Origin of the sequence: Methylicorpusculum oleiharenae (assembly GCF_009828925.2) — a bacterium.
Classification (GTDB): Bacteria; Pseudomonadota; Gammaproteobacteria; order Methylococcales; family Methylomonadaceae; genus Methylicorpusculum; species Methylicorpusculum oleiharenae.
Genome location: NZ_WUTY02000001.1, coordinates 21,537 through 38,866, shown reverse-complemented (window position 1 = coordinate 38,866; position 17,330 = coordinate 21,537). Strand labels below are relative to the sequence as shown.

Sequence of the window (17,330 nt, the reverse complement as noted above, 5' to 3'; positions counted from 1 at the left end):
TTCTCTACCAAAAGTTTATAAGTCGGGAACGCTTGACAGCTTTGAGTCTAAGTGAGCCATTTGCGCTGTAACACTTTCCAGATTCACTGGTGAAAAAGGGGCGGCTATTTCGCCTCAAAATAAATTTTTGGACGACTCACTAACGCCGCTTTCGACGATTTTCAGCGCTCGATATCAAAAAAACCATAAGAGCCTATTTTTAGGCAATACGCCCGCTTGCCGATATGATCGGCGGCTGTTGGAAATCGCCCCAGTCAAAATTTAACCCGTATTTCGAATCGGAATCGGCTTAACCAGTGAGCGCATCTGCTCAATGCGCCCCGCTTTCACATGGCCTAGCGCCATAGCCATCATAACCGCCAGTGCCAGCCCCATCCGGGTTTTCATTTTGGCCTGGCCCCGGATAAAGTGCTGTTCAAAACAGAAGTTATTGTCAATCCGGTTGTTAATGCGTTCCAAGGCGCTGCGGCGAGCATACCCTCGTTGCCAAGAGGGACTGCCATGAGGCGTCGGGACGAAAATGCGCCGATTTTGTTCAGTGATGTCGATGCGGACAATCCGACCATAGTCGCCCGGATTCACTTGCCCGGCTGCGTGGCATTGGGCTTTACCTTGGCAGTCCAGGCCATAAGCTGCCGCAGGACAGCGATATTTCAGGGTGTCCCGATCGGCTTCGAAACCCTGAAAGGCTAAATCGCGTTGGGTACCGGTGACTAAGCAAACACAATGAACTGTTCCTTTCTCGGTGTACACGATAGTGTCAGCCCGATCAGGGTAGAGAGGACGCGTAATCGGCTGACCAGGCTCATAATGGGGTTCCTGTTTTTCTGATCGCCACATTTCGCGGGTGTCGATCAGTGGACGGATGTGATGCTCATCCCATAGCTTAGCCTTGGTTTCGGCGCAATCCAGGCCCCGATCCGCACTAAAATCCGCGCAGCGTTCGGCCAATTCGGGCGTTTGTTCGAACAGCTCATCAAGCATAGCCCGCAGTTCGACCTGTTCAGAACGAGACGCGGGGGTCAGGTGAAATCCCACCGGAATTTCGTAGTGGGTGTCGGCAATCAGGTGCAGGCCATAGCCAAACCAGTTTTTTACTTTCTTCCAGGGCGTGCCGGTTTTGGCATTCACGCCGACTGTTTCGTGATGCCCCCAATCGGCATCAGGGTCTGAACAGTGTCCACTTTTGCTATCGACGTGTCCGGTGCTGTGGCTATCAATAGCTTTGCCATCGTAGCCCAGGTGTTGACCAAAATCAGGCACTACCGCCATTAACTGTTCACGCAAATCGATTAACATTCGGCTAACCAGTCCTTGTTCCGTTTCGACAGCAATGAGATTACTGAGAAAGCGCGAGAAATTCCAGCTATTGGGTACCGCATAATGGGGGGCTTCGGGTTGAGGCCAAATCACCTCCATCCGCCCGGTAAGCTGATTCTTCACCAGTTGCGCCACCGGCTTTTTTTGCAGGGGTAAAACATTAAAACCACACGCCTGTAACAAGGCCGGATTACGGGACAGTTCTCGCTGCAACAATTCAATCGATTCATGTTGAAAAACCACACCCGCGACTATCGCATTCCACATAGGAATGACCGGATAGTCATCCCGCCCTAGGCCCCGTTTCGCCTCCAAAGCAGCGATCAAATCACGGTCGGGCAAATGGTCACGAACCAGAAAAAAACGCGCCAGATCCGAACGTGCTTCGACGGCATCCCAATCAAATAATACGGCCGCTATCTGAGTCATAAAATACCTATAATTAGCATAATTATCAATAGGTTAATTATAACATGACCCCCCATTGCATAGCCTGTCAATCGTGGGGTGAAAATCCGAAAAAAACTGTGATCGTATCTCTCAACCCCGCATTCTTCAGTTACAATTTGGGGTAAACGATTTTTAGGGTGCGCTGTAGGCTAAGTAAGTCAAGGGCTACAGAGCTGCGCAATTGGCTCTAAGTCACAAATTCATTTCTTTACTCGGAAGCGAGGGTTAGACCGGTACTCTATTTCCCCAACACAAGCGACAAACCCGTGCCGATAAAAATGAGGGGTGACCGAATAGTTACGCTGCTCTTTTTAGATTTATTACTCTGAAGGTGTATTCGGATCCAAAAGATTTTCAACCTTGTCTTCTATATTTTCCTTTAAAATCTGCTTTTCGACAGAGCGATCGACTGTCATATCATTGACTTCCTCAGTTTGATTGTCGATGTTTTGAAGATCTGTTTTTATAGCTGTCTTAACTTCCTGTTGATTTTTTTCCTGGGACGGCTCTTGGTTATGAGTCATTCTAAGATCGTAAATCGGATTGGGCATCGTGATCAATGATTCGTCAAATGCTTGCTTCACCGATTTAATCGCCTCGCTACGCACTTTTAAAAAATCATGTTGTGTTTGGTTTACCCAACCGAAAATACGCATCACCACATGGGAATCACCTAACTCATGAATAATGGCTAAAGGTTTTGGTTCCTCTAAAATACCGGGTACAGTTTTGAGCATGGCCAATGCTATAGCTTGAGCTGTTGACAAATCGTGGGTGGTACCTACACCGACATCGAATTGGAATTGTCTCTTGGGGTTTCGTGTGAAGTTGGTTATCGTGGCTTTGAATACTGTCGAGTTTGGAATACGGATATGATTGCCATCCGGTGAAATCAATATGGTGGCCCGTGACGTCAGACGAGCGACATTGCCTTGTCGGCCTTCAATCTCAACAAAATCGTTGATTTCAAAGGGATTTCGAATGCTCAATAAGGTGCTTGCGATAAAGTTTTCGACAGTATCTCGTATAGCAAAGCCGACTGCCAAGCTGAAAATACCGGCTGCACCGAGAATTGTGCTCAATAATGCGACAGAATCCAATAGGTTTAGCACCAGGACAATGCCAATGAGTATAAAAACAAAATGGGTGATCTTCCCCAATAATTCGGCGATGAAACTGTTAACGCTGATACGACGAAAAAGTGCTCTACGTTGAGAAAGCCAACCGCCCAATTTCCAAAAAACCAAAAAAATTAGCAACGCCATCAGAATCAAGGGAAGCCCGGCGATCAACTGCTTGCCAAAAGTCGATATTTTATTGATCGTCTCCGGAAAACGTTTTGTTATGCTTTGATTAATAACTAACCGGTTCTCAACTTCGACAACACTTTCGATTTGTTGGGCAAATTGAATAGCTCTTGTTTCCGCTGCTTTTGAAACAATTTCACCTTCTAAGATTACAACACCATTACTAACGGACACTTTTATGTCCTTTAAATTATCCAGCTCTGAGAAAATCTGCTGCAAACGTTTTTCTATTTTTTTATCATTTTGTTTCAAGTGCGTTACCGTAATGACTTGATCCGGTGCAGGAGCACTTTCATTAGCATCACTGCCGGTCAATAATTTCGATAAGTCCTGAGCTTGAGCGATATCAATTTCAGACAGAAGGCACGTTAGCCAAACGAAAGTTAGGAGCATCTGTTTCATTAATTTTTTCATCTTATTTGCCTTTCATCCCTTTTTTCAGTCTTGTGTTTGACTGTTTCAGCTCGTCAACGATGTAAGTCAGTCCCTAAATTCATATCGCTCAAGCTAAGGACTTATCAAACCCAAAATTGCCGGCAATTTAGAGTTCAATCTCGGTAATCAATGGTAAATGATTGGAAGCGACTGCTTCTTTACCTCTGCCTGATCATCAAAATCTCATTTTTCTCCAAGATTGCCGCAATTATTAGCCAATTTCACCTTTATGCAACAAAACGAGGTTGTGAGATGAAACGCCAGCTCGTCCTTAGAACCATTGCTTCGATGCAAGCCATTCGCAAGCATTTTCCTGACACGCGCTTTATTCAAACTGATCCTGCCATCCGCGCGATCCTTCGCCCAACAATAGTCGTAATAGATATATTGACCGCATGGGCCTATGAAAGTGATAGGGTTTAATTTTTTCGCTTCATTACGATATTGTTGGTATAACGATTGGTGAATACCGTCAACCTTTTTGATAGGATAATAACGTTCATAATTATTTTCCTCATATCTGCAGGGAATCTCTTTGGTAAGCAACACTTCACTCCGCCCGCCTAAATCACAGCCCGGATACAAACGCCAATCAGTCTGGCGGCTATAAATGCCCTCATCGGTAAAATTTATGGTCGGGACGGGTTGGTCATGCTGTTTTAACCTTTCATGAACAAATTTATTAGCGGGTGTTTTGTGCTCACAGTTGATGCTATCCAGAAAAACTTTGACGTCCTCTTCATTTTTCAATTCACCTTAATTTAAAATCCGGTAACGCAATAAATAGAGCCAGCGCGAATCAATTTGAGTTCACGCTGACTTCATTTAAAAACTGCTTGCTAAGGCTAAGAAGATTGAAAAACCTACTCAGTTTCCGCGCCCAAAAGCCGATCCAAAGTTCTAATATGCGCTTGTTGAGCAGGCAGCAGCTTCGTTTCAATCAAAGTGTGAATATCTGATGACAGCTCACTCTCCTCCAACGCTTCCTCATAAGCTTCGGCGCCGCTTTTTTCTCCGCTCTGTAAAGCCTTTAGGGCCGTTTCTTTTCCCAGCAGATTAGCGCTGCCCTGGACTATTTTTGCCCACGTTCCCCAGGCTCCTGAATCCTCACAGGGCGTTCCTCCCAGTCGACTGATGAGTGCCTGTAAACTGGAAACTGCCTGCTTATGATCCTCATAAATGGGCGTTAGAACCTCCGCTTCGCTAGCTCCGACATCTTCTCGAAGTTTGTCCAGCGCCTGTTGATAGGTTTCTGTTGCCGATAATTCATCTTTCAGAAATTTGTTGAGTGTTTCAATGTTGTGCATGATATAACTCCTGGGTGATTAGTTTTTGATGACGTGCCAGTGCATCATCGATGCTTAAACTGACGCTTCCCCTGTCGAAGAAATATCCTCGGCATGAGCCAGCTCGAAGATTTTTTTCGCTTTATCCACCGCTTCGCTGCTGGTCGTATGGACCGAAATCAAAGCATTGCCGCCCGCGACTTTTCCTTCGTAGCGTTTCGCTTCATACTCGGGGATTCCCAGCCCGATTAAGCCACCCGCCAAACTGCCGGTGGCAGCGCCTACTGCGGCTCCGCTCAGGGCGCCCATAATGGGTCCTGCGGCGATAAAGGGGCCTACACCGGGAATTGCCAAAGCGCCAATCCCGGCTAACAAGCCGAGTACTGCGCCGGTGCCAAAGCCCACTGTCCCTCCCAGAGCAGCCCCTTCGGGCGCTTTGGTGTTCTTTTCATGGGCAAAATCCTGGGTAGAGGATTTGTCCGAAAACAAAACTGATATATCACTGTGGGAAAAACCCGCGGCATTCAGGTCATTAACGATGCTCTCTGCCTGACCGGTGTTTTGGGCGATACAAAATACTGCTTTACTCATGGCGTTCTCCTGAGCCTTTAAGGCGCTTTAATTTCAAGTTGATTATCTACCTGCACGACGCCGGGTGTTTGCTTGGCGATAGCATGCAGTTTGATTTTTTCGGCTTCACTTTCAACAGGCCCACGCAAAGTCACCACGCCATTACGGGTGATGATTTTTGTATTTTGCGCATTGACTGATAGCGACTCATTTCTAACCACGGCTTGCCGGATGGCCGCTGTGATAGCGATATCGCCTTCGGTTTCCTTTTGATCTACCGGGGTTAAAGTAGCATCATCTCTGTCGCGAACATTGCGCTCGGTGTTTTCCAGTTCCGAACTGGAGCCGTTCGCCAAATAGAGGACGGCACCCTGTTCGGCTTGAACGGAACCGCTCATCAGGAGTAGGCTGCCGGTTAAAGTGAAGAGTACTAACGGTAATCGTGTAGACATTGTAATTTCCTCGCTTTTTTTATTTTTTAAGATAATTGAATGCCATCCCTGGGGGATTTATTGTTAATGGCTCACCGTTTTGGGCCTGCGTTGTTTTGCTGCCTGAACTGGTGGATGGTTTAATTTATCCCTCTAATTTCGAAGCCGCTTTCTCCATTTCATAATGGGTGGGGAAGAAGAAAGCGACTTTTCACGCCGACTGTCTCACGAGCCTATTATAAAAATAGCGCAATCAAAATGATGATGGGAATGGGAATACCGAGCACGAACAAAAGAATTGAACGCATGGCTTGTCTCCTTATTTAACGGTTAGTGAGTGGAAGTTGCTAGCACAGGTCACGTTGCTGACCACCGAATATAGCCGCGTAACTGGCAACAAATGCACCGATGAGTAGCGATATGAAGAACCACAGCGCCATATAGGCGGAAGCCTTGCGCATTTTGTCAGCCGCTTCTTTCGCCGCAGTTTTCGCCTCATGCAGCTGGCTCTGTAGGCGAGCATAGGTATCCTTCACCCGTTGTTCAGCCTCTTGTTGACTCATGCCGGTACGCAACGCGACAACCTGTCCGACATACTGAACATCCTCTGCAGGCAGAGGGCCCGTGTGAATACTATTGATGAAGATGCGGGTGACTTCGGATGCAGATTCGGCAGGCTTTGCCCTCTGAAACCGGACTGGCTGCTGCGCCGAATCGCTTTCGGCTGGAGTCAGGGCGTAGGTAGTTGCATTGATCTCCTTTCGGAATAGCGAATCCACGAAATAATCCATCGCTTCACGGTTGCTGTCGGATTCCGCCGCTTCGGCCCCGACGGCCGTGGCCACTCCGCCCGCTACAGAGGCCCCAGCCTGGATTCCACCGCTAACGATGAACCCAGCCGCCGAAGTCAGTAGCGCGGCGGTCGTCAGTGCGGCAACGGCCCAGGCCAGAAAGCCGTGCGCGGTGTCACGGAAATAGACCTCGTCCGTAGGCACCGCCAACCACTTTATTCTCAACCTGCCGGCTAGGTACCCACCCAGCCCCGAAGCAATGAGTTGCGTGAAGGTCAACCACAGGATAGACGAGACACCGAAAGTGGTTGCGCTGACACCGCTGTAAGCCCAGGGTGATACCGAAGACAGACCCAAACCCACCCCCAACATCAAAAGGATTAATGCCAGGGCAGCGGCGGCTGTAGCTCCTGCCAAGATAGCGCTCCACGACACTGCGCTGGGTGAAGTTTGTAAGGATATTGCGTATTCGTCAGCGGTTGAGTGATTAGATAAGGTCATAATGAGTCTCCATTCAGTTGTGTGCGAGAATTATTAAACGAATCGCCGGCCTAGTCTGTTCGCTATCAAACAATAAGCTGAACAAGTTGCAGCTTCAGAAGTCAAGCAACATCCCTACACTACAAGTTTGACTCGGGCACGCCGTCTGATTCAACGTAGGCGAATTTCTGTCCAGTGACACCTGGCAGAGGGAACTGGCGCTAGTTGGCGATCTTGGATGAAGAGAAATTAAGGCGCGTGTTGACCCGATTGCTCGACGAACAAGAATTTCTAAGCCCTTACGGCATTCGCTCGCTGCCTAAATAAGAATTCCGACGCAGTGCCAAAACCCTCCGGGCGTTTGGGTCACCTTTTTCGGCGGCGGTTTCGAGACGCAAGCGGCTCAAGCTGAAGGCCGCCAAATTCAGGCCCGACAATGCTGCAGACTGAGACAGGCAAATGAGAATACCGGTCCAATATCGCAGGTTGATCATCGGTCACTTTTCAGGACGGTAAACGTCGCCGAGAGCTTCACTCCAATCGGCTAAAATAGCCAGCCATTCTACCGGACTGAGAGCGCCGGTTCGCAGTCCGGCCAACGCCACAGCGATTAATACCAGTAGGGCGGCGGTAATGGTTCCGGAATGGCGGGCTTTAATATGCAACATCGGCGACCCCTTTAGACGAGATTGAAACGTTCCGAATAAACCCGGTTGAGAGCCGCTCCTCGAGCGATCAGAATCGGTTCGACACTGTCCATCATCAGCGGTGGACCGCATAGAAAATACTCGATGACATCGTTGTCCTCGGGCAGATGGCGGGCGAGTAAATCGGCATCGACGTAGCCGGTCTCGCCGTTCCATTCTTCATTCGGATTCGACAAGACACACACCAAAGTCAGCGGCAAATGGGCGGCCATTTCGTTCAATTCATCGCGGAACAGGATTGAATCAGCATCCGAGCAGGCGTAAATCAGCCATAACGGATAATCGCGCTCTAGATCGCGGTAAGTACGCAGCATGCTGATAATTGGCGTGATGCCGACTCCGCCGGCGATGAAGATCGCACCGCGCGAGCGGGCTGCGTCATGAAAGAATACACCGTAAGGTCCTTCCAGCCAGGCATGGGTGCCTGGCTGGACTGCGCTCAGGTTACTGGTGAAGTCGCCGAGCGCTTTGGCGGTGATGGCCAATTTATCGGGATGGGCAGCGCTCGAGCTAATAGAAAAAGGATGTTGTTGTAGCGAAAACGGTGAATCGCCGAGTGTCAACCATACGAACTGGCCGGGGCGGAATTTCAGTCCGGCGTGGCCTTGGGCCTCGAACATTATTGTTGTAGCATTTCCGGGTTCTGGGATGACTTCAATGACCCTCCAGGGCCTCCGGAGCATTCTGAGTGGGCGCAGCAGGCGTGATTCAACAATTAGTAACAGTGCTAACCCGACCACGCTCATTAAGACCAGTTTTTTCCAGTCCGGCGCGAAGTAGCTGTTAACCAGCAATGCATGACTGAGGCCACCGATAATGACCAGAATAGATAACACGCCGTGGATGACTCGCCATAGCTCGTAGGACAGTCGAAATGTCAACCGTAGCAGGGAACTTGTGACCAAGATCAATGTAGCGATGATGATGAAATTCAACGCTGCGGCGCGCATGAGGTTGACGCGCGGATCAAGAAACGCAAAATTGGTTGGATTGGCGATTAACATCGCGGCCGGATGGGCAAGTACCAAAAGGAGGGCAAAGATGCCGAGTTGACGGTGAAATTGCAGTACATTATCCATGCCCGCACCCACTGCAAACCAGCGGTGACGCCCTGAGACGGCTGCTTGCATCGCCAGAACACCAAGTGCTAGTAAGCCTAATATTGCCCCCAATTCAGCCGCGAATGACCCCGCCGACGGCGCTTGAAATCCTAACGCCAGGATTGTCGGCAGCTGCACCAGACCCAAGTAAATGATAATCCATGCAACTGCTTGCCAGAAACCGTATTTCAATTGCGTCCCCTCGTTGTTGTATTCGCCAATTTGCGGCGGCAGCTGCCGTAAAATAAAAGCCTTGCGTGTTTTAATCTATACAGTCATCAACAGGAAACGCCAAGACCGGGCAGGAAAAAATTAAAAGGGAGTCGATCACGCCGCCCTAGCTCATGTCCATTGGTCGTTGCCGAATCAAGGAAGCGACAAACATTAACCTAGTCTCAAGAATAGGAAGGTTAGGGTTAATTCAAAATCTACTCACCGACGCGTCTTTGGCCTTCCCCTATTAACTTATCCCCCGGTATTCCAGGGAAACCAATAGATTCACTGGTTGAATATAGGGCATCGCTAATTTGCACAGATGCCAATGACTGCAAAGAATTGACCCTAACCTGATAAACTCAAAATACAAATTATTAGAAACTGTGTTGCTCAAGCTAATCGGTAAAGCCGATGGTTTAAACATATGAAGGACGTTTTTATAGGCCTTTTTAATACTATTCCTGCCAGCCTTGGTCGTCGGTTTGGTACCGCACAGATAAAAGACAATGAAGTTTTTATTCTTACTAAGGTCCCCCACTAGACTGGCATCATTTAATTGAAAAGATTGCAGGAGCAAGAATTCATGCAGATAAATGCCTTTTGCGATAAATGAATCAATGCGTTTTATTAGTCCTGCGAAAACGCCTGAATTTCCAATGCAGATTGACATAAGCATGTCGGTAGATTTCAGAAATGGGTTTCAATGCTGGAAAGGAGAGGTTAATGCTCTGGCTTTTACTGTTACATATTTCCGCTGTAGTGTGCTGGTGCGGCTCATTGCTGTATCTACCTGCCTTGATAACCGGGACGGCTTCACAACATACGGACATCGAGCGTGAGCGTCAGCAAGCCATGATGTTAATGGTTTACAGATTATTCTCTACGCCCGTTGCATTGATGGCTATCGCTTCCGGCACAGCCCTTTTTATAACGGGTGGCATTTCAAAGCATTGGCTTATTATTAAGTTCACATTGGTCGCCGTGTTAGTGCTGTGCCATGTACTTAGCGGCTGGATGCTGCTGCTCACGCAGAATAGATCCTATAAAAATATAGGGGTAGCAAGCGTGTTACTGAGAATCGTGGTTGCAATCCTGATACCTTCGATAGTTTGGATCGTTCTGAGTAAACCCCTATAGGAGTTGTTATTGAAACATCTGAAGCGAAATAGACGGGTTGAGGCCTCAGGGATCAATATGAACTCCGACTGCATGATGGTAAACCATTTGCCCGCCCAGCAGGCTGGTAATTGTAATCAGCGCCGCCGTCAGCAACGAGATATACAAACACCAGGGATCAAATCCACTAGCCTCACTGAAGCGCAGCAGCCAGTTGAACGAAGCCAGCGACAGCGTCATGACGGCCATCAGCGCATGGCTCCAAGCGATGATCAGATTGCGTATGCGCGGGACGAATACGAGGTCGACCAAGCCTGCCAGTCCCGCCAACCACCCGCCCAGACTCCCCAGTCCCGCCAGCCACAAGCCGACACGCACCCAGAACGGGTCAGCCGTATAGAGAAAAGCCAGATCGGCACCGACCAGCCCGAGCAGGAAGGCCACGGGAAAATGAATCAGCATAGGATGCACAGGATGGCCGGCAACAGACATCCGACTGATAATGGGTTCTTTCGCCATCGTGGTCTTCCTTTTTGGTTGAAAATGAACGTGTTAACGGTTAATCGCAGTTTAGCTTCACCCGTAGCGTTTATCATTCTTTTTTTTCTGGGTGGCTGTGGAGGTCCCCAATCCATTCTGAATCCTGCCGGGCCGTCAGCCCATGCCGCAGCTGCGCTATGGTGGGGCATGTTCGGTTTTTCCGCACTTGTGCTGTCGGTCATCGTAACCTTATGGCTCTATGCGATGTGGCGCAAACCGAAGCCCTTGACCATAGCACAGGCCAGCCGGCTCAACCTGCGCTGGATTATCGGCGGTGGACTGGTGCTGCCGGTTATCAGTCTCTCCATCCTGCTTGGCTTCGGCATTCCGATGGGTTACCGCATGCTGCCGCTGCCTTTGGTCGGGCAAACACCGCTTCGCATCAATGTAACCGGACATCAGTGGTGGTGGGAAATCCGATACCCCGATGCGGGTATCGTGTTGAAAAATGAGCTGCACCTGCCGGCCGGCATCCCGGTCGACATCCATGTGACCAGCGCCGATGTGATCCATTCGTTCTGGATACCGAGATTGGGCGGCAAACTCGATATGATTCCGGGTCGCACCAACATCCTGCGGCTGCAAGCTGACCTGCCTGGCCATTACCGCGGCCAGTGCGCCGAATTTTGCGGCACCGGTCACGCCGACATGGTGCTGGCGGTGCAAGCCCACACTTTGCAAGATTTTAAGACCTGGCTGGAGGCGTACAAACATGAATGAGGCAAACGGGAAAGATAGGGACGCCCTGCATCAGGATTTCATCAAGGTCTGGGGCAATCCGCAAGGCTGGCGGGCATTAACCGTAGTCAATCATACCGCAGTCGGTATACGCTTCATGGTAACGGGCGGGGTGTTCTTTCTGATCGGCGGACTGATGGCGATGCTAATGCGCACGCAACTGGCATTGCCGCAGCAGAAAATCATCGGCCCCAAACTGTACGACCAACTCTTCACAATGCACGGCACAGTGATGATGTTTCTGTTTGCGGTGCCGATCCTGGAGGGATTGGCGCTGTATCTGATTCCGAAAATGATCGGCGCGCGCGATTTACTGTTTCCGAGGCTCAGTGCTTTTGGATACTTTTGCTATCTTTTCGGTAGCCTGATCCTGATGTCTAGCCTGGTACTGGGAATCGCGCCGGCGGGCGGCTGGTTCATGTACACACCGTTGACCAATGCCGTTTACTCGCCGGGACCCAATGTGGATTTCTGGTTGCTCGGCATAACCTTTGTCGAGATCTCGGCGGTATCGGCCGGGGTTGAGCTGGTCGTATCGATCCTGCGTAGCCGGACTTCCGGTATGGAACTGATGCACATGCCTTTATTTTGTTGGTATATCCTGGTCATGTCATTGATGATCGTGTTCGGTTTTCCGCCACTGATTCTGGGCAGTATCCTGCTGGAGCTAGAGCGAGCGGTCGGCATGCCGTTCTTCGATATCGCCCGCGGCGGTGATCCGATTCTCTGGCAGCATCTATTTTGGTTATTCGGCCATCCTGAGGTCTACATTATCTTTCTGCCGGCTGCAGGCATCGTATCGACTCTGCTCCCGGTGTTTTCACGACGGCCTATTTTCGGCTATCGATGGATAGTTATGGCCATCATAGCGACAGGCTTTATCAGCTTCGGCCTGTGGGTGCATCATATGTTCGCGATCGGGATTCCGAAACTGGCGCAGACTTTTTTTTCGATGGCCAGCATGTTGGTCGCGATACCTACCAGCATTCAGCTGTTCGCCTGGCTGGCCACGCTCTGGACCGGAAGGCCGGTCTATCATGTGCCGATGCTTTGGCTGGTCGGATTTGTGGTTGTCTTCGTAGCCGGCGGACTGACAGGCGTCATGCTGGCTTTAGTGCCGTTCAACTGGCAAGTGCACGATACGCATTTTGTTGTGGCTCATTTGCATTACGTTCTCGTCGGCGGCATGTTTTTTCCATTGATGGCTGGCCTTTACTATTGGCTGCCGCATTTCTCCGGGCGCATGCCGTCCGACAACCTTGCGCGTTGGGGTTTCTGGCTGACATTTGTCGGTTTCAATACTACGTTTCTGGTCATGCATTGGACCGGCCTTCTCGGCATGCCTAGGCGCGTTTACACCTACCAGGCGGGCCTTGGCTGGGATTTGCCCAACGGTCTATCATCGATAGGCGGCTTCATCTTCGCCATGGGAATTGCGATGATTTTGCTCGATATCGTATTGCATTTTCGCTTCGGCCGACCTGCGGGCACCAATCCTTGGCAGGCCGACACGCTGGAATGGGCAACGGACATGCCCCCTCAACCTTATAATTTTATCAGCCAGCCCGTTTGTTCTACGCGGCATCCGATGTGGGATGAGCCGGACCTGCAAGCAACGATCGCAGAGGGGCGGCATGGCTTATCGGAGATTACTCATGGCAGGCGGGAGACATGGGGCTCGGATCCCGTTACCGGCAGCATTCGCGAAATCATTCATCTGCCCGGCAACTCCTGGCTGCCTTTCTGCGCGGCATTGGCGCTGTCGGTGGTGTGCATTAGCCTCCTGACCCGGTCCTATGGCATGGCTGTGATCGCAGTTTTGGTCAGTTTGTTACTTCTCCTGCGCTGGTCCTGGATCAACGGCGCACATCCAGACGCTGCTCCCGACGCCGATGTCATGCCCGGTCATCCGCCCTTGCATTCGCTTACATTTGATGGTCCGGGGTTATGGGGTATGGTGGTAACGCTGCTATCCGATGGTGCGCTTTATTTATCCATGCTGTTCAGCTGGCTCTACTTGTGGACAGTTGCGCCGCAGTGGCAATTGCCCGATACGGCACCGATGTCCTGGTTGCCGTTTTCGATTAGCGGTTTACTACTGACCGGCGCGGCGGTCTGGTTTAATCAGATTGTCATGCGGCTGCGCAAGGGCGTCGTTTACCGCTTGCAATCCCAGTTGTGGTGCGTATCGGTATTAGGCCTATTACACTGTTTTCTCTTGATTTGGGTCTGGTCGGATTCGGCTCTGGTCTCGACAAAAACCGCTCACGATGCCGTTATTGCAGTGCTGCTAATGTATCAGCTGTTCCATAGCGGACTTGCCGTGATTATGACCGCCTTACAGGCCTTACGCGTCGCCTATGGCTATGTCGGTAAAGCCGCGCCCTATGAACTGGCCGTTGTAGCGCCCTGGTGGCTTTACACGTCCGTCGTATTTTGGATCAGCTTCGCTGCCATCGTGCTGTTGCCTGGTGCCTGGGGAGATTTCTGATGCTGTCGCCTTATCATCCGCTACAACTGGCCTTGGGCCTGACTGTTTGGATTATCTGGTTTGCATTGATGTACGGGGTCTTGGCTGTCGCCTGCAAGATGGCCCCGCCACTGGCCGAACAGGGTCCCTTCACCTGGATCAATGTCGCGTTGCTGTTTAGCACCCTGTCGGTTACCGGACTCCTGTTGTTCTGGGCTAACGCCTGTTGGCGCGCGTATCGAGCAGGAATCGGACAAACCAGTCCGTCACGGTTGTTTATCGCTAGGTTGGGCGCCGGCATCAACCTGATGGGTGCCATAGCAACGCTCAGTCTCGGACTGATGGCGCTACTATTGCCGCCATGCCTTTAAAGATTGGGCTTCTAGCTTTCGTTGTTCTGCCGGTGTATCCGGCGCACGCGCATGGATGGATTGAAGAGACGGAGGTAACGAGTTTTCCGGAAATACTCGGTGGATTGCTGCTTGCACTCCTCTGGCTGTCCTACTGTATCGGAGCACGGCGCATACGACCAACGACAGGACGGTCCCTGACATTTCATGTTGCCGGCCTGATTACTGCATTGATCACGTTCGGTCCCCTTGCTGCCCGGTTAGATAACAGTTCGGCGATGCACATGATTCAGCATATGCTGATCATGGTCCTGATCGCTCCGCTGTACGTTCTGGCGAGGCCCTTGCCGCAGTGGTTTGCCGCAAGCGGACGGACAGGTATCAATCTAGTGAAACCTTTATTGCGCCTGGGTCGTTTTCCGATCCGGATGTGCGGTTTGCAGGGTATTGCGATCTGGTTTTGGCATGCGCCCAAGTTTTATAACCTGGCACTGGAAAGTCCCTGGTGGCATTTCGCCGAGCATGTCAGTTTTGCGTTAACCGCAAGCCTATTCTGGTGGTCGATTTTGGGAAGACAATCGTCTTCCGCTTTGCCGGCTCTGTTGTTTACCCTGATGCACACCGGCATGCTCGGTGCTTTGCTGACTTTTGCGCAGATGCCTCTCTACAGTGATCTTCACGATATTCAGGATCAGCAACTGGTTGGCCTGATCATGTGGGTGCCGGTTGGATTGATGTATCTGGTTGCCAGCGTCTGGATCAGCATGCGGTGGCTGCAATAAAATGTGTTCAGGATCTAAACGCTATCAATCATCGATATTACATACGCTTAGGGGATTCATGTCTGTACGTTTGCATCTCTAGATTGCCTGGAAATAGATAAGCTACGGGCGTTGAAGGAATGGGGAATATATCCGTTTGTGGAACTTTATTGTCAGTATGGTGATTCGCGTTTTGCATTAAACAATGAGCCGCTATCGCTGTCGATATCATCCTATAGAACCAGACAAAAACTCGTACCTTTTTGTGCGCTACCGTACAGAGCCACTTTTTTTTATTTTATATTGTTCCTATCCAGAGCCGGAACCTGAGCGCTCTTAGTTTTGATAAATTTACAAATTATCAAGGAGTCATCATGAAAGAACAGAACCACCAGTACCGATCTGAAAAAGCCGAAGGTAATTGCAACGATACCGTCAGCAACCCGTTCGACTATGAAGATCAGGAGTTGGAAAGATGTTTGCACAAGAAAGTGGGCAAAATGGAAACCGGCCTTGGGAATTTCAGAGAAAAAATCAAGAAAGGCCGTAAAAGCAGTTCTGCAGATCATCCCGGCCCTGTTTCAGGAAGACCTACCCGGTGAGTAAAAGGGAAGAGTTGGCACGGATCGAGACCGACTCTCTGGGCGATATTGCCGTCCCTGCCGATAAATATTGGGGTGCGCAAACCCAGCGTGCTCTTGAGAATTTCAAGATTGGCAACGAACGCCTACCCAGACCCTTGATCCGCGCCTTGGGCATCGTCAAGCATTGCGCGGCTCTGGCTAATATCGCGGCAAACAACCTTGACGAGGCTATCGGTCAGGCGGTTGCCGATGCAGCCTTGGTGGTGATAGCGGGCAGGCTGGACGACCATTTTCCCCTTGTGGTCTGGCAATCCGGTTCCGGCACTCAAGCCAACATGAATGCCAACGAGGTGATTGCTAATCTTGCCAGCGAAAGGCTCGACGGCACGCTGGGATTAAAAACGCCAGTGCATCCGAATGACCATTGCAATCGCAGCCAATCGACTAACGATGTATTTCCAACAGCAATGCACATTGCCACAGTCGAGCAATTGCAGCAGCTACTGATTCCGGCATTGCAGCATTTGCATCTGGCGCTATCCGACAAAGCCCAACAGTGGTCCGGCATTATCAAGATCGGCCGCACCCACATGCAGGATGCTACACCTCTGACGTTGGGCCAGGAGTTTTCAGGTTATGCCATGCAAGTGCAACTGGGTATCGAGCGAATTAACGACAGCCTGAAACGTTTATATCCCCTCGCCCAGGGTGGCACAGCGGTAGGCACCGGCCTGAATACCAAACCGGTTTTTGCCGAGCTATTTGCCAAACAGGTGGCAAACTTCACCGGATTGCCTTTCTGTTCCGCCGTGAACAAATTCGAAGCCATGGCTAGCCACGATGCGTTGGTTGAAATTTCCGGCGTATTGAACTGCATCGCAGTCAGTCTTACTAAAATCGCCAATGACATAGGTTTACTGAGTTCCGGCCCGCGTTCGGGACTCGGTGAACTGATTTTACCCGCGAACGAACCCGGCTCATCCATCATGCCGGGCAAGATCAATCCCAGCCAATGCGAGGCCTTAAGCATGGTTTGCGCACAGGTTGTCGGTAATCACGCCTGTGTGACGTTTGCCGGCGCGCAGGGCCATCTTGAACTCAACGTATTCAAACCTGTGATTATTTATAATGTATTGCAATCAATTCGACTGCTGGGAGACGCGGCGATGAGCTTAACTGATCATTGTGTGGAGGGTATCACGCCGAATGGCGAACGTATTAACGAACTAATGACACAATCGCTAATGCTGGTCACTGCTCTGGTGCCAATTATTGGTTACGATAAAGCTGCCCATATTGCTAAAACGGCCCTGAAAAACCGTAGCACTCTGCGCGAAGAGGCCATTGCCAGTGGGTTTATAAGTGCGGATAGGTTCGATACCGTTGTCCGACCGGAACTGATGCTGTTTCCAAATACGTAAGGCGACAAAACTCTGCCTGTAGATTACGAGCAAACAGAAATGGTGATTGCTGAGTCAAAAAGGCGTGCTACTGCCGGTTTTGGTGCCGATTTGAAGACGTTTACCCTAGAATTGCGTTTCTAACGGCTCGGCAGCATCGAAATTGCAATCAAGAAAGCCAAGGCAGGCGTTGAGGTAATGGATAGTTTGGCCGATTTACCTTCCCATCCCCGGCGAACGTGAGCTCGACAGCTATGCATATCAAGTAGCTTTAGGTA

Annotated in this window: 18 protein-coding genes; 7 read left to right on the top strand and 11 right to left on the bottom strand. The window is 50.3% G+C overall.

What is annotated here, in order from left to right; translation table 11 throughout:
* Positions 1-261: 261 nt before the first annotated feature.
* The 10 genes from GO003_RS00185 to GO003_RS00140 form a co-directional block, all read right to left on the bottom strand.
* The gene (locus tag GO003_RS00185; protein WP_159658145.1) at positions 262-1,749 is read right to left on the bottom strand and encodes a transposase; all 1,488 of its coding nucleotides are present in this window, start codon (positions 1,747-1,749) and stop codon (positions 262-264) included.
* Positions 1,750-2,090: 341 nt separating this feature from the next.
* Positions 2,091-3,479: a mechanosensitive ion channel family protein gene (locus GO003_RS00180; protein ID WP_231088736.1), complete on the bottom strand. Its 1,389-nt coding sequence runs from the start codon at positions 3,477-3,479 to the stop codon at positions 2,091-2,093.
* 216 nt (positions 3,480-3,695) lie between these two features.
* On the bottom strand, positions 3,696-4,262 hold the full coding sequence (locus GO003_RS00175; protein WP_159658147.1) for a UDP-galactopyranose mutase: 567 nt from the start codon (positions 4,260-4,262) through the stop codon (positions 3,696-3,698).
* Between the two features lie 113 nt (positions 4,263-4,375).
* Positions 4,376-4,819 (bottom strand): DUF2383 domain-containing protein, encoded by a 444-nt coding sequence (locus tag GO003_RS00170; RefSeq protein ID WP_159658148.1) that lies wholly within the window; start codon positions 4,817-4,819, stop codon positions 4,376-4,378.
* A gap of 54 nt (positions 4,820-4,873) precedes the next feature.
* Positions 4,874-5,389 carry a hypothetical protein gene (locus GO003_RS00165; protein WP_159658149.1) on the bottom strand — a complete coding sequence of 172 codons (516 nt, stop codon included), beginning with the start codon at positions 5,387-5,389 and terminating at the stop codon, positions 4,874-4,876.
* A gap of 17 nt (positions 5,390-5,406) precedes the next feature.
* On the bottom strand, positions 5,407-5,820 hold the full coding sequence (locus tag GO003_RS00160) for a BON domain-containing protein (RefSeq protein ID WP_159658150.1): 414 nt from the start codon (positions 5,818-5,820) through the stop codon (positions 5,407-5,409).
* 326 nt (positions 5,821-6,146) lie between these two features.
* Complete coding sequence (locus GO003_RS00155; protein WP_159658151.1) at positions 6,147-7,091, bottom strand: hypothetical protein; 945 nt, start codon at positions 7,089-7,091, stop codon at positions 6,147-6,149.
* Between the two features lie 278 nt (positions 7,092-7,369).
* Positions 7,370-7,564 carry a DUF21 domain-containing protein gene (locus GO003_RS00150; RefSeq protein ID WP_206444734.1) on the bottom strand — a complete coding sequence of 65 codons (195 nt, stop codon included), beginning with the start codon at positions 7,562-7,564 and terminating at the stop codon, positions 7,370-7,372.
* A 3-nt stretch (positions 7,565-7,567) separates the two neighbouring features.
* Positions 7,568-7,738 carry a hypothetical protein gene (locus GO003_RS00145; protein ID WP_159658152.1) on the bottom strand — a complete coding sequence of 57 codons (171 nt, stop codon included), beginning with the start codon at positions 7,736-7,738 and terminating at the stop codon, positions 7,568-7,570.
* An 11-nt stretch (positions 7,739-7,749) separates the two neighbouring features.
* On the bottom strand, positions 7,750-9,069 hold the full coding sequence (locus GO003_RS00140) for a ferredoxin reductase family protein (RefSeq protein ID WP_159658153.1): 1,320 nt from the start codon (positions 9,067-9,069) through the stop codon (positions 7,750-7,752).
* A 747-nt stretch (positions 9,070-9,816) separates the two neighbouring features.
* Between GO003_RS00140 and GO003_RS00135 the strand changes: the two genes are divergently transcribed.
* Complete coding sequence (locus GO003_RS00135) at positions 9,817-10,230, top strand: CopD family protein (RefSeq protein ID WP_159658154.1); 414 nt, start codon at positions 9,817-9,819, stop codon at positions 10,228-10,230.
* 45 nt (positions 10,231-10,275) lie between these two features.
* On the opposite strand, the gene GO003_RS00130 is transcribed toward GO003_RS00135, so the two are convergent.
* On the bottom strand, positions 10,276-10,728 hold the full coding sequence (locus GO003_RS00130; RefSeq protein WP_159658155.1) for a DUF2231 domain-containing protein: 453 nt from the start codon (positions 10,726-10,728) through the stop codon (positions 10,276-10,278).
* A 24-nt stretch (positions 10,729-10,752) separates the two neighbouring features.
* On the opposite strand from GO003_RS00130, the gene coxB reads away from it, so the two are divergent.
* The 6 genes from coxB (at position 10,753) to fumC (ending at position 17,073) form a co-directional block, all read left to right on the top strand.
* Entirely contained in the window at positions 10,753-11,469 is a 717-nt protein-coding gene (gene coxB / locus GO003_RS00125; RefSeq protein ID WP_231088735.1) for a cytochrome c oxidase subunit II, read from the top strand.
* On the top strand, positions 11,462-13,978 hold the full coding sequence (gene ctaD / locus GO003_RS00120) for a cytochrome c oxidase subunit I (protein WP_159658157.1): 2,517 nt from the start codon (positions 11,462-11,464) through the stop codon (positions 13,976-13,978). Before coxB ends, ctaD begins: the two co-directional genes overlap by 8 nt.
* Positions 13,978-14,328, top strand: coding sequence for a hypothetical protein (locus GO003_RS00115; RefSeq protein WP_159658158.1), 351 nt, complete (start codon positions 13,978-13,980; stop codon positions 14,326-14,328). The genes ctaD and GO003_RS00115 overlap by 1 nt, the downstream gene beginning before the upstream one ends.
* Positions 14,319-15,089: a cytochrome c oxidase assembly protein gene (locus GO003_RS00110; RefSeq protein WP_159658159.1), complete on the top strand. Its 771-nt coding sequence runs from the start codon at positions 14,319-14,321 to the stop codon at positions 15,087-15,089. Before GO003_RS00115 ends, GO003_RS00110 begins: the two co-directional genes overlap by 10 nt.
* A 353-nt stretch (positions 15,090-15,442) precedes the next feature.
* Positions 15,443-15,670 carry a hypothetical protein gene (locus GO003_RS00105; RefSeq protein WP_159658160.1) on the top strand — a complete coding sequence of 76 codons (228 nt, stop codon included), beginning with the start codon at positions 15,443-15,445 and terminating at the stop codon, positions 15,668-15,670.
* Entirely contained in the window at positions 15,667-17,073 is a 1,407-nt protein-coding gene (fumC, locus tag GO003_RS00100) for a class II fumarate hydratase (protein WP_159658161.1), read from the top strand. The genes GO003_RS00105 and fumC overlap by 4 nt, the downstream gene beginning before the upstream one ends.
* Positions 17,074-17,330: the final 257 nt, after the last annotated feature.

What these genes read in the sequence shown, in the direction of transcription:
- GO003_RS00130 (WP_159658155.1), bottom strand. Translation starts at nt 10,728, where the DNA reads ATGGCGAAAGAACCCATTATCAGTCGGATGTCTGTTGCCGGCCATCCT.
- GO003_RS00155 (WP_159658151.1), bottom strand. Translation starts at nt 7,091, where the DNA reads ATGACCTTATCTAATCACTCAACCGCTGACGAATACGCAATATCCTTA.
- GO003_RS00115 (WP_159658158.1), top strand. Translation starts at nt 13,978, where the DNA reads ATGCTGTCGCCTTATCATCCGCTACAACTGGCCTTGGGCCTGACTGTT.
- GO003_RS00110 (WP_159658159.1), top strand. Translation starts at nt 14,319, where the DNA reads ATGCCTTTAAAGATTGGGCTTCTAGCTTTCGTTGTTCTGCCGGTGTAT.
- GO003_RS00165 (WP_159658149.1), bottom strand. Translation starts at nt 5,389, where the DNA reads ATGAGTAAAGCAGTATTTTGTATCGCCCAAAACACCGGTCAGGCAGAG.
- GO003_RS00150 (WP_206444734.1), bottom strand. Translation starts at nt 7,564, where the DNA reads ATGATCAACCTGCGATATTGGACCGGTATTCTCATTTGCCTGTCTCAG.
- GO003_RS00185 (WP_159658145.1), bottom strand. Translation starts at nt 1,749, where the DNA reads ATGACTCAGATAGCGGCCGTATTATTTGATTGGGATGCCGTCGAAGCA.
- coxB (WP_231088735.1), top strand. Translation starts at nt 10,753, where the DNA reads ATGAACGTGTTAACGGTTAATCGCAGTTTAGCTTCACCCGTAGCGTTT.
- ctaD (WP_159658157.1), top strand. Translation starts at nt 11,462, where the DNA reads ATGAATGAGGCAAACGGGAAAGATAGGGACGCCCTGCATCAGGATTTC.
- GO003_RS00145 (WP_159658152.1), bottom strand. Translation starts at nt 7,738, where the DNA reads ATGTTGCATATTAAAGCCCGCCATTCCGGAACCATTACCGCCGCCCTA.
- GO003_RS00180 (WP_231088736.1), bottom strand. Translation starts at nt 3,479, where the DNA reads ATGAAACAGATGCTCCTAACTTTCGTTTGGCTAACGTGCCTTCTGTCT.
- GO003_RS00135 (WP_159658154.1), top strand. Translation starts at nt 9,817, where the DNA reads ATGCTCTGGCTTTTACTGTTACATATTTCCGCTGTAGTGTGCTGGTGC.
- GO003_RS00160 (WP_159658150.1), bottom strand. Translation starts at nt 5,820, where the DNA reads ATGTCTACACGATTACCGTTAGTACTCTTCACTTTAACCGGCAGCCTA.
- GO003_RS00170 (WP_159658148.1), bottom strand. Translation starts at nt 4,819, where the DNA reads ATGCACAACATTGAAACACTCAACAAATTTCTGAAAGATGAATTATCG.
- GO003_RS00105 (WP_159658160.1), top strand. Translation starts at nt 15,443, where the DNA reads ATGAAAGAACAGAACCACCAGTACCGATCTGAAAAAGCCGAAGGTAAT.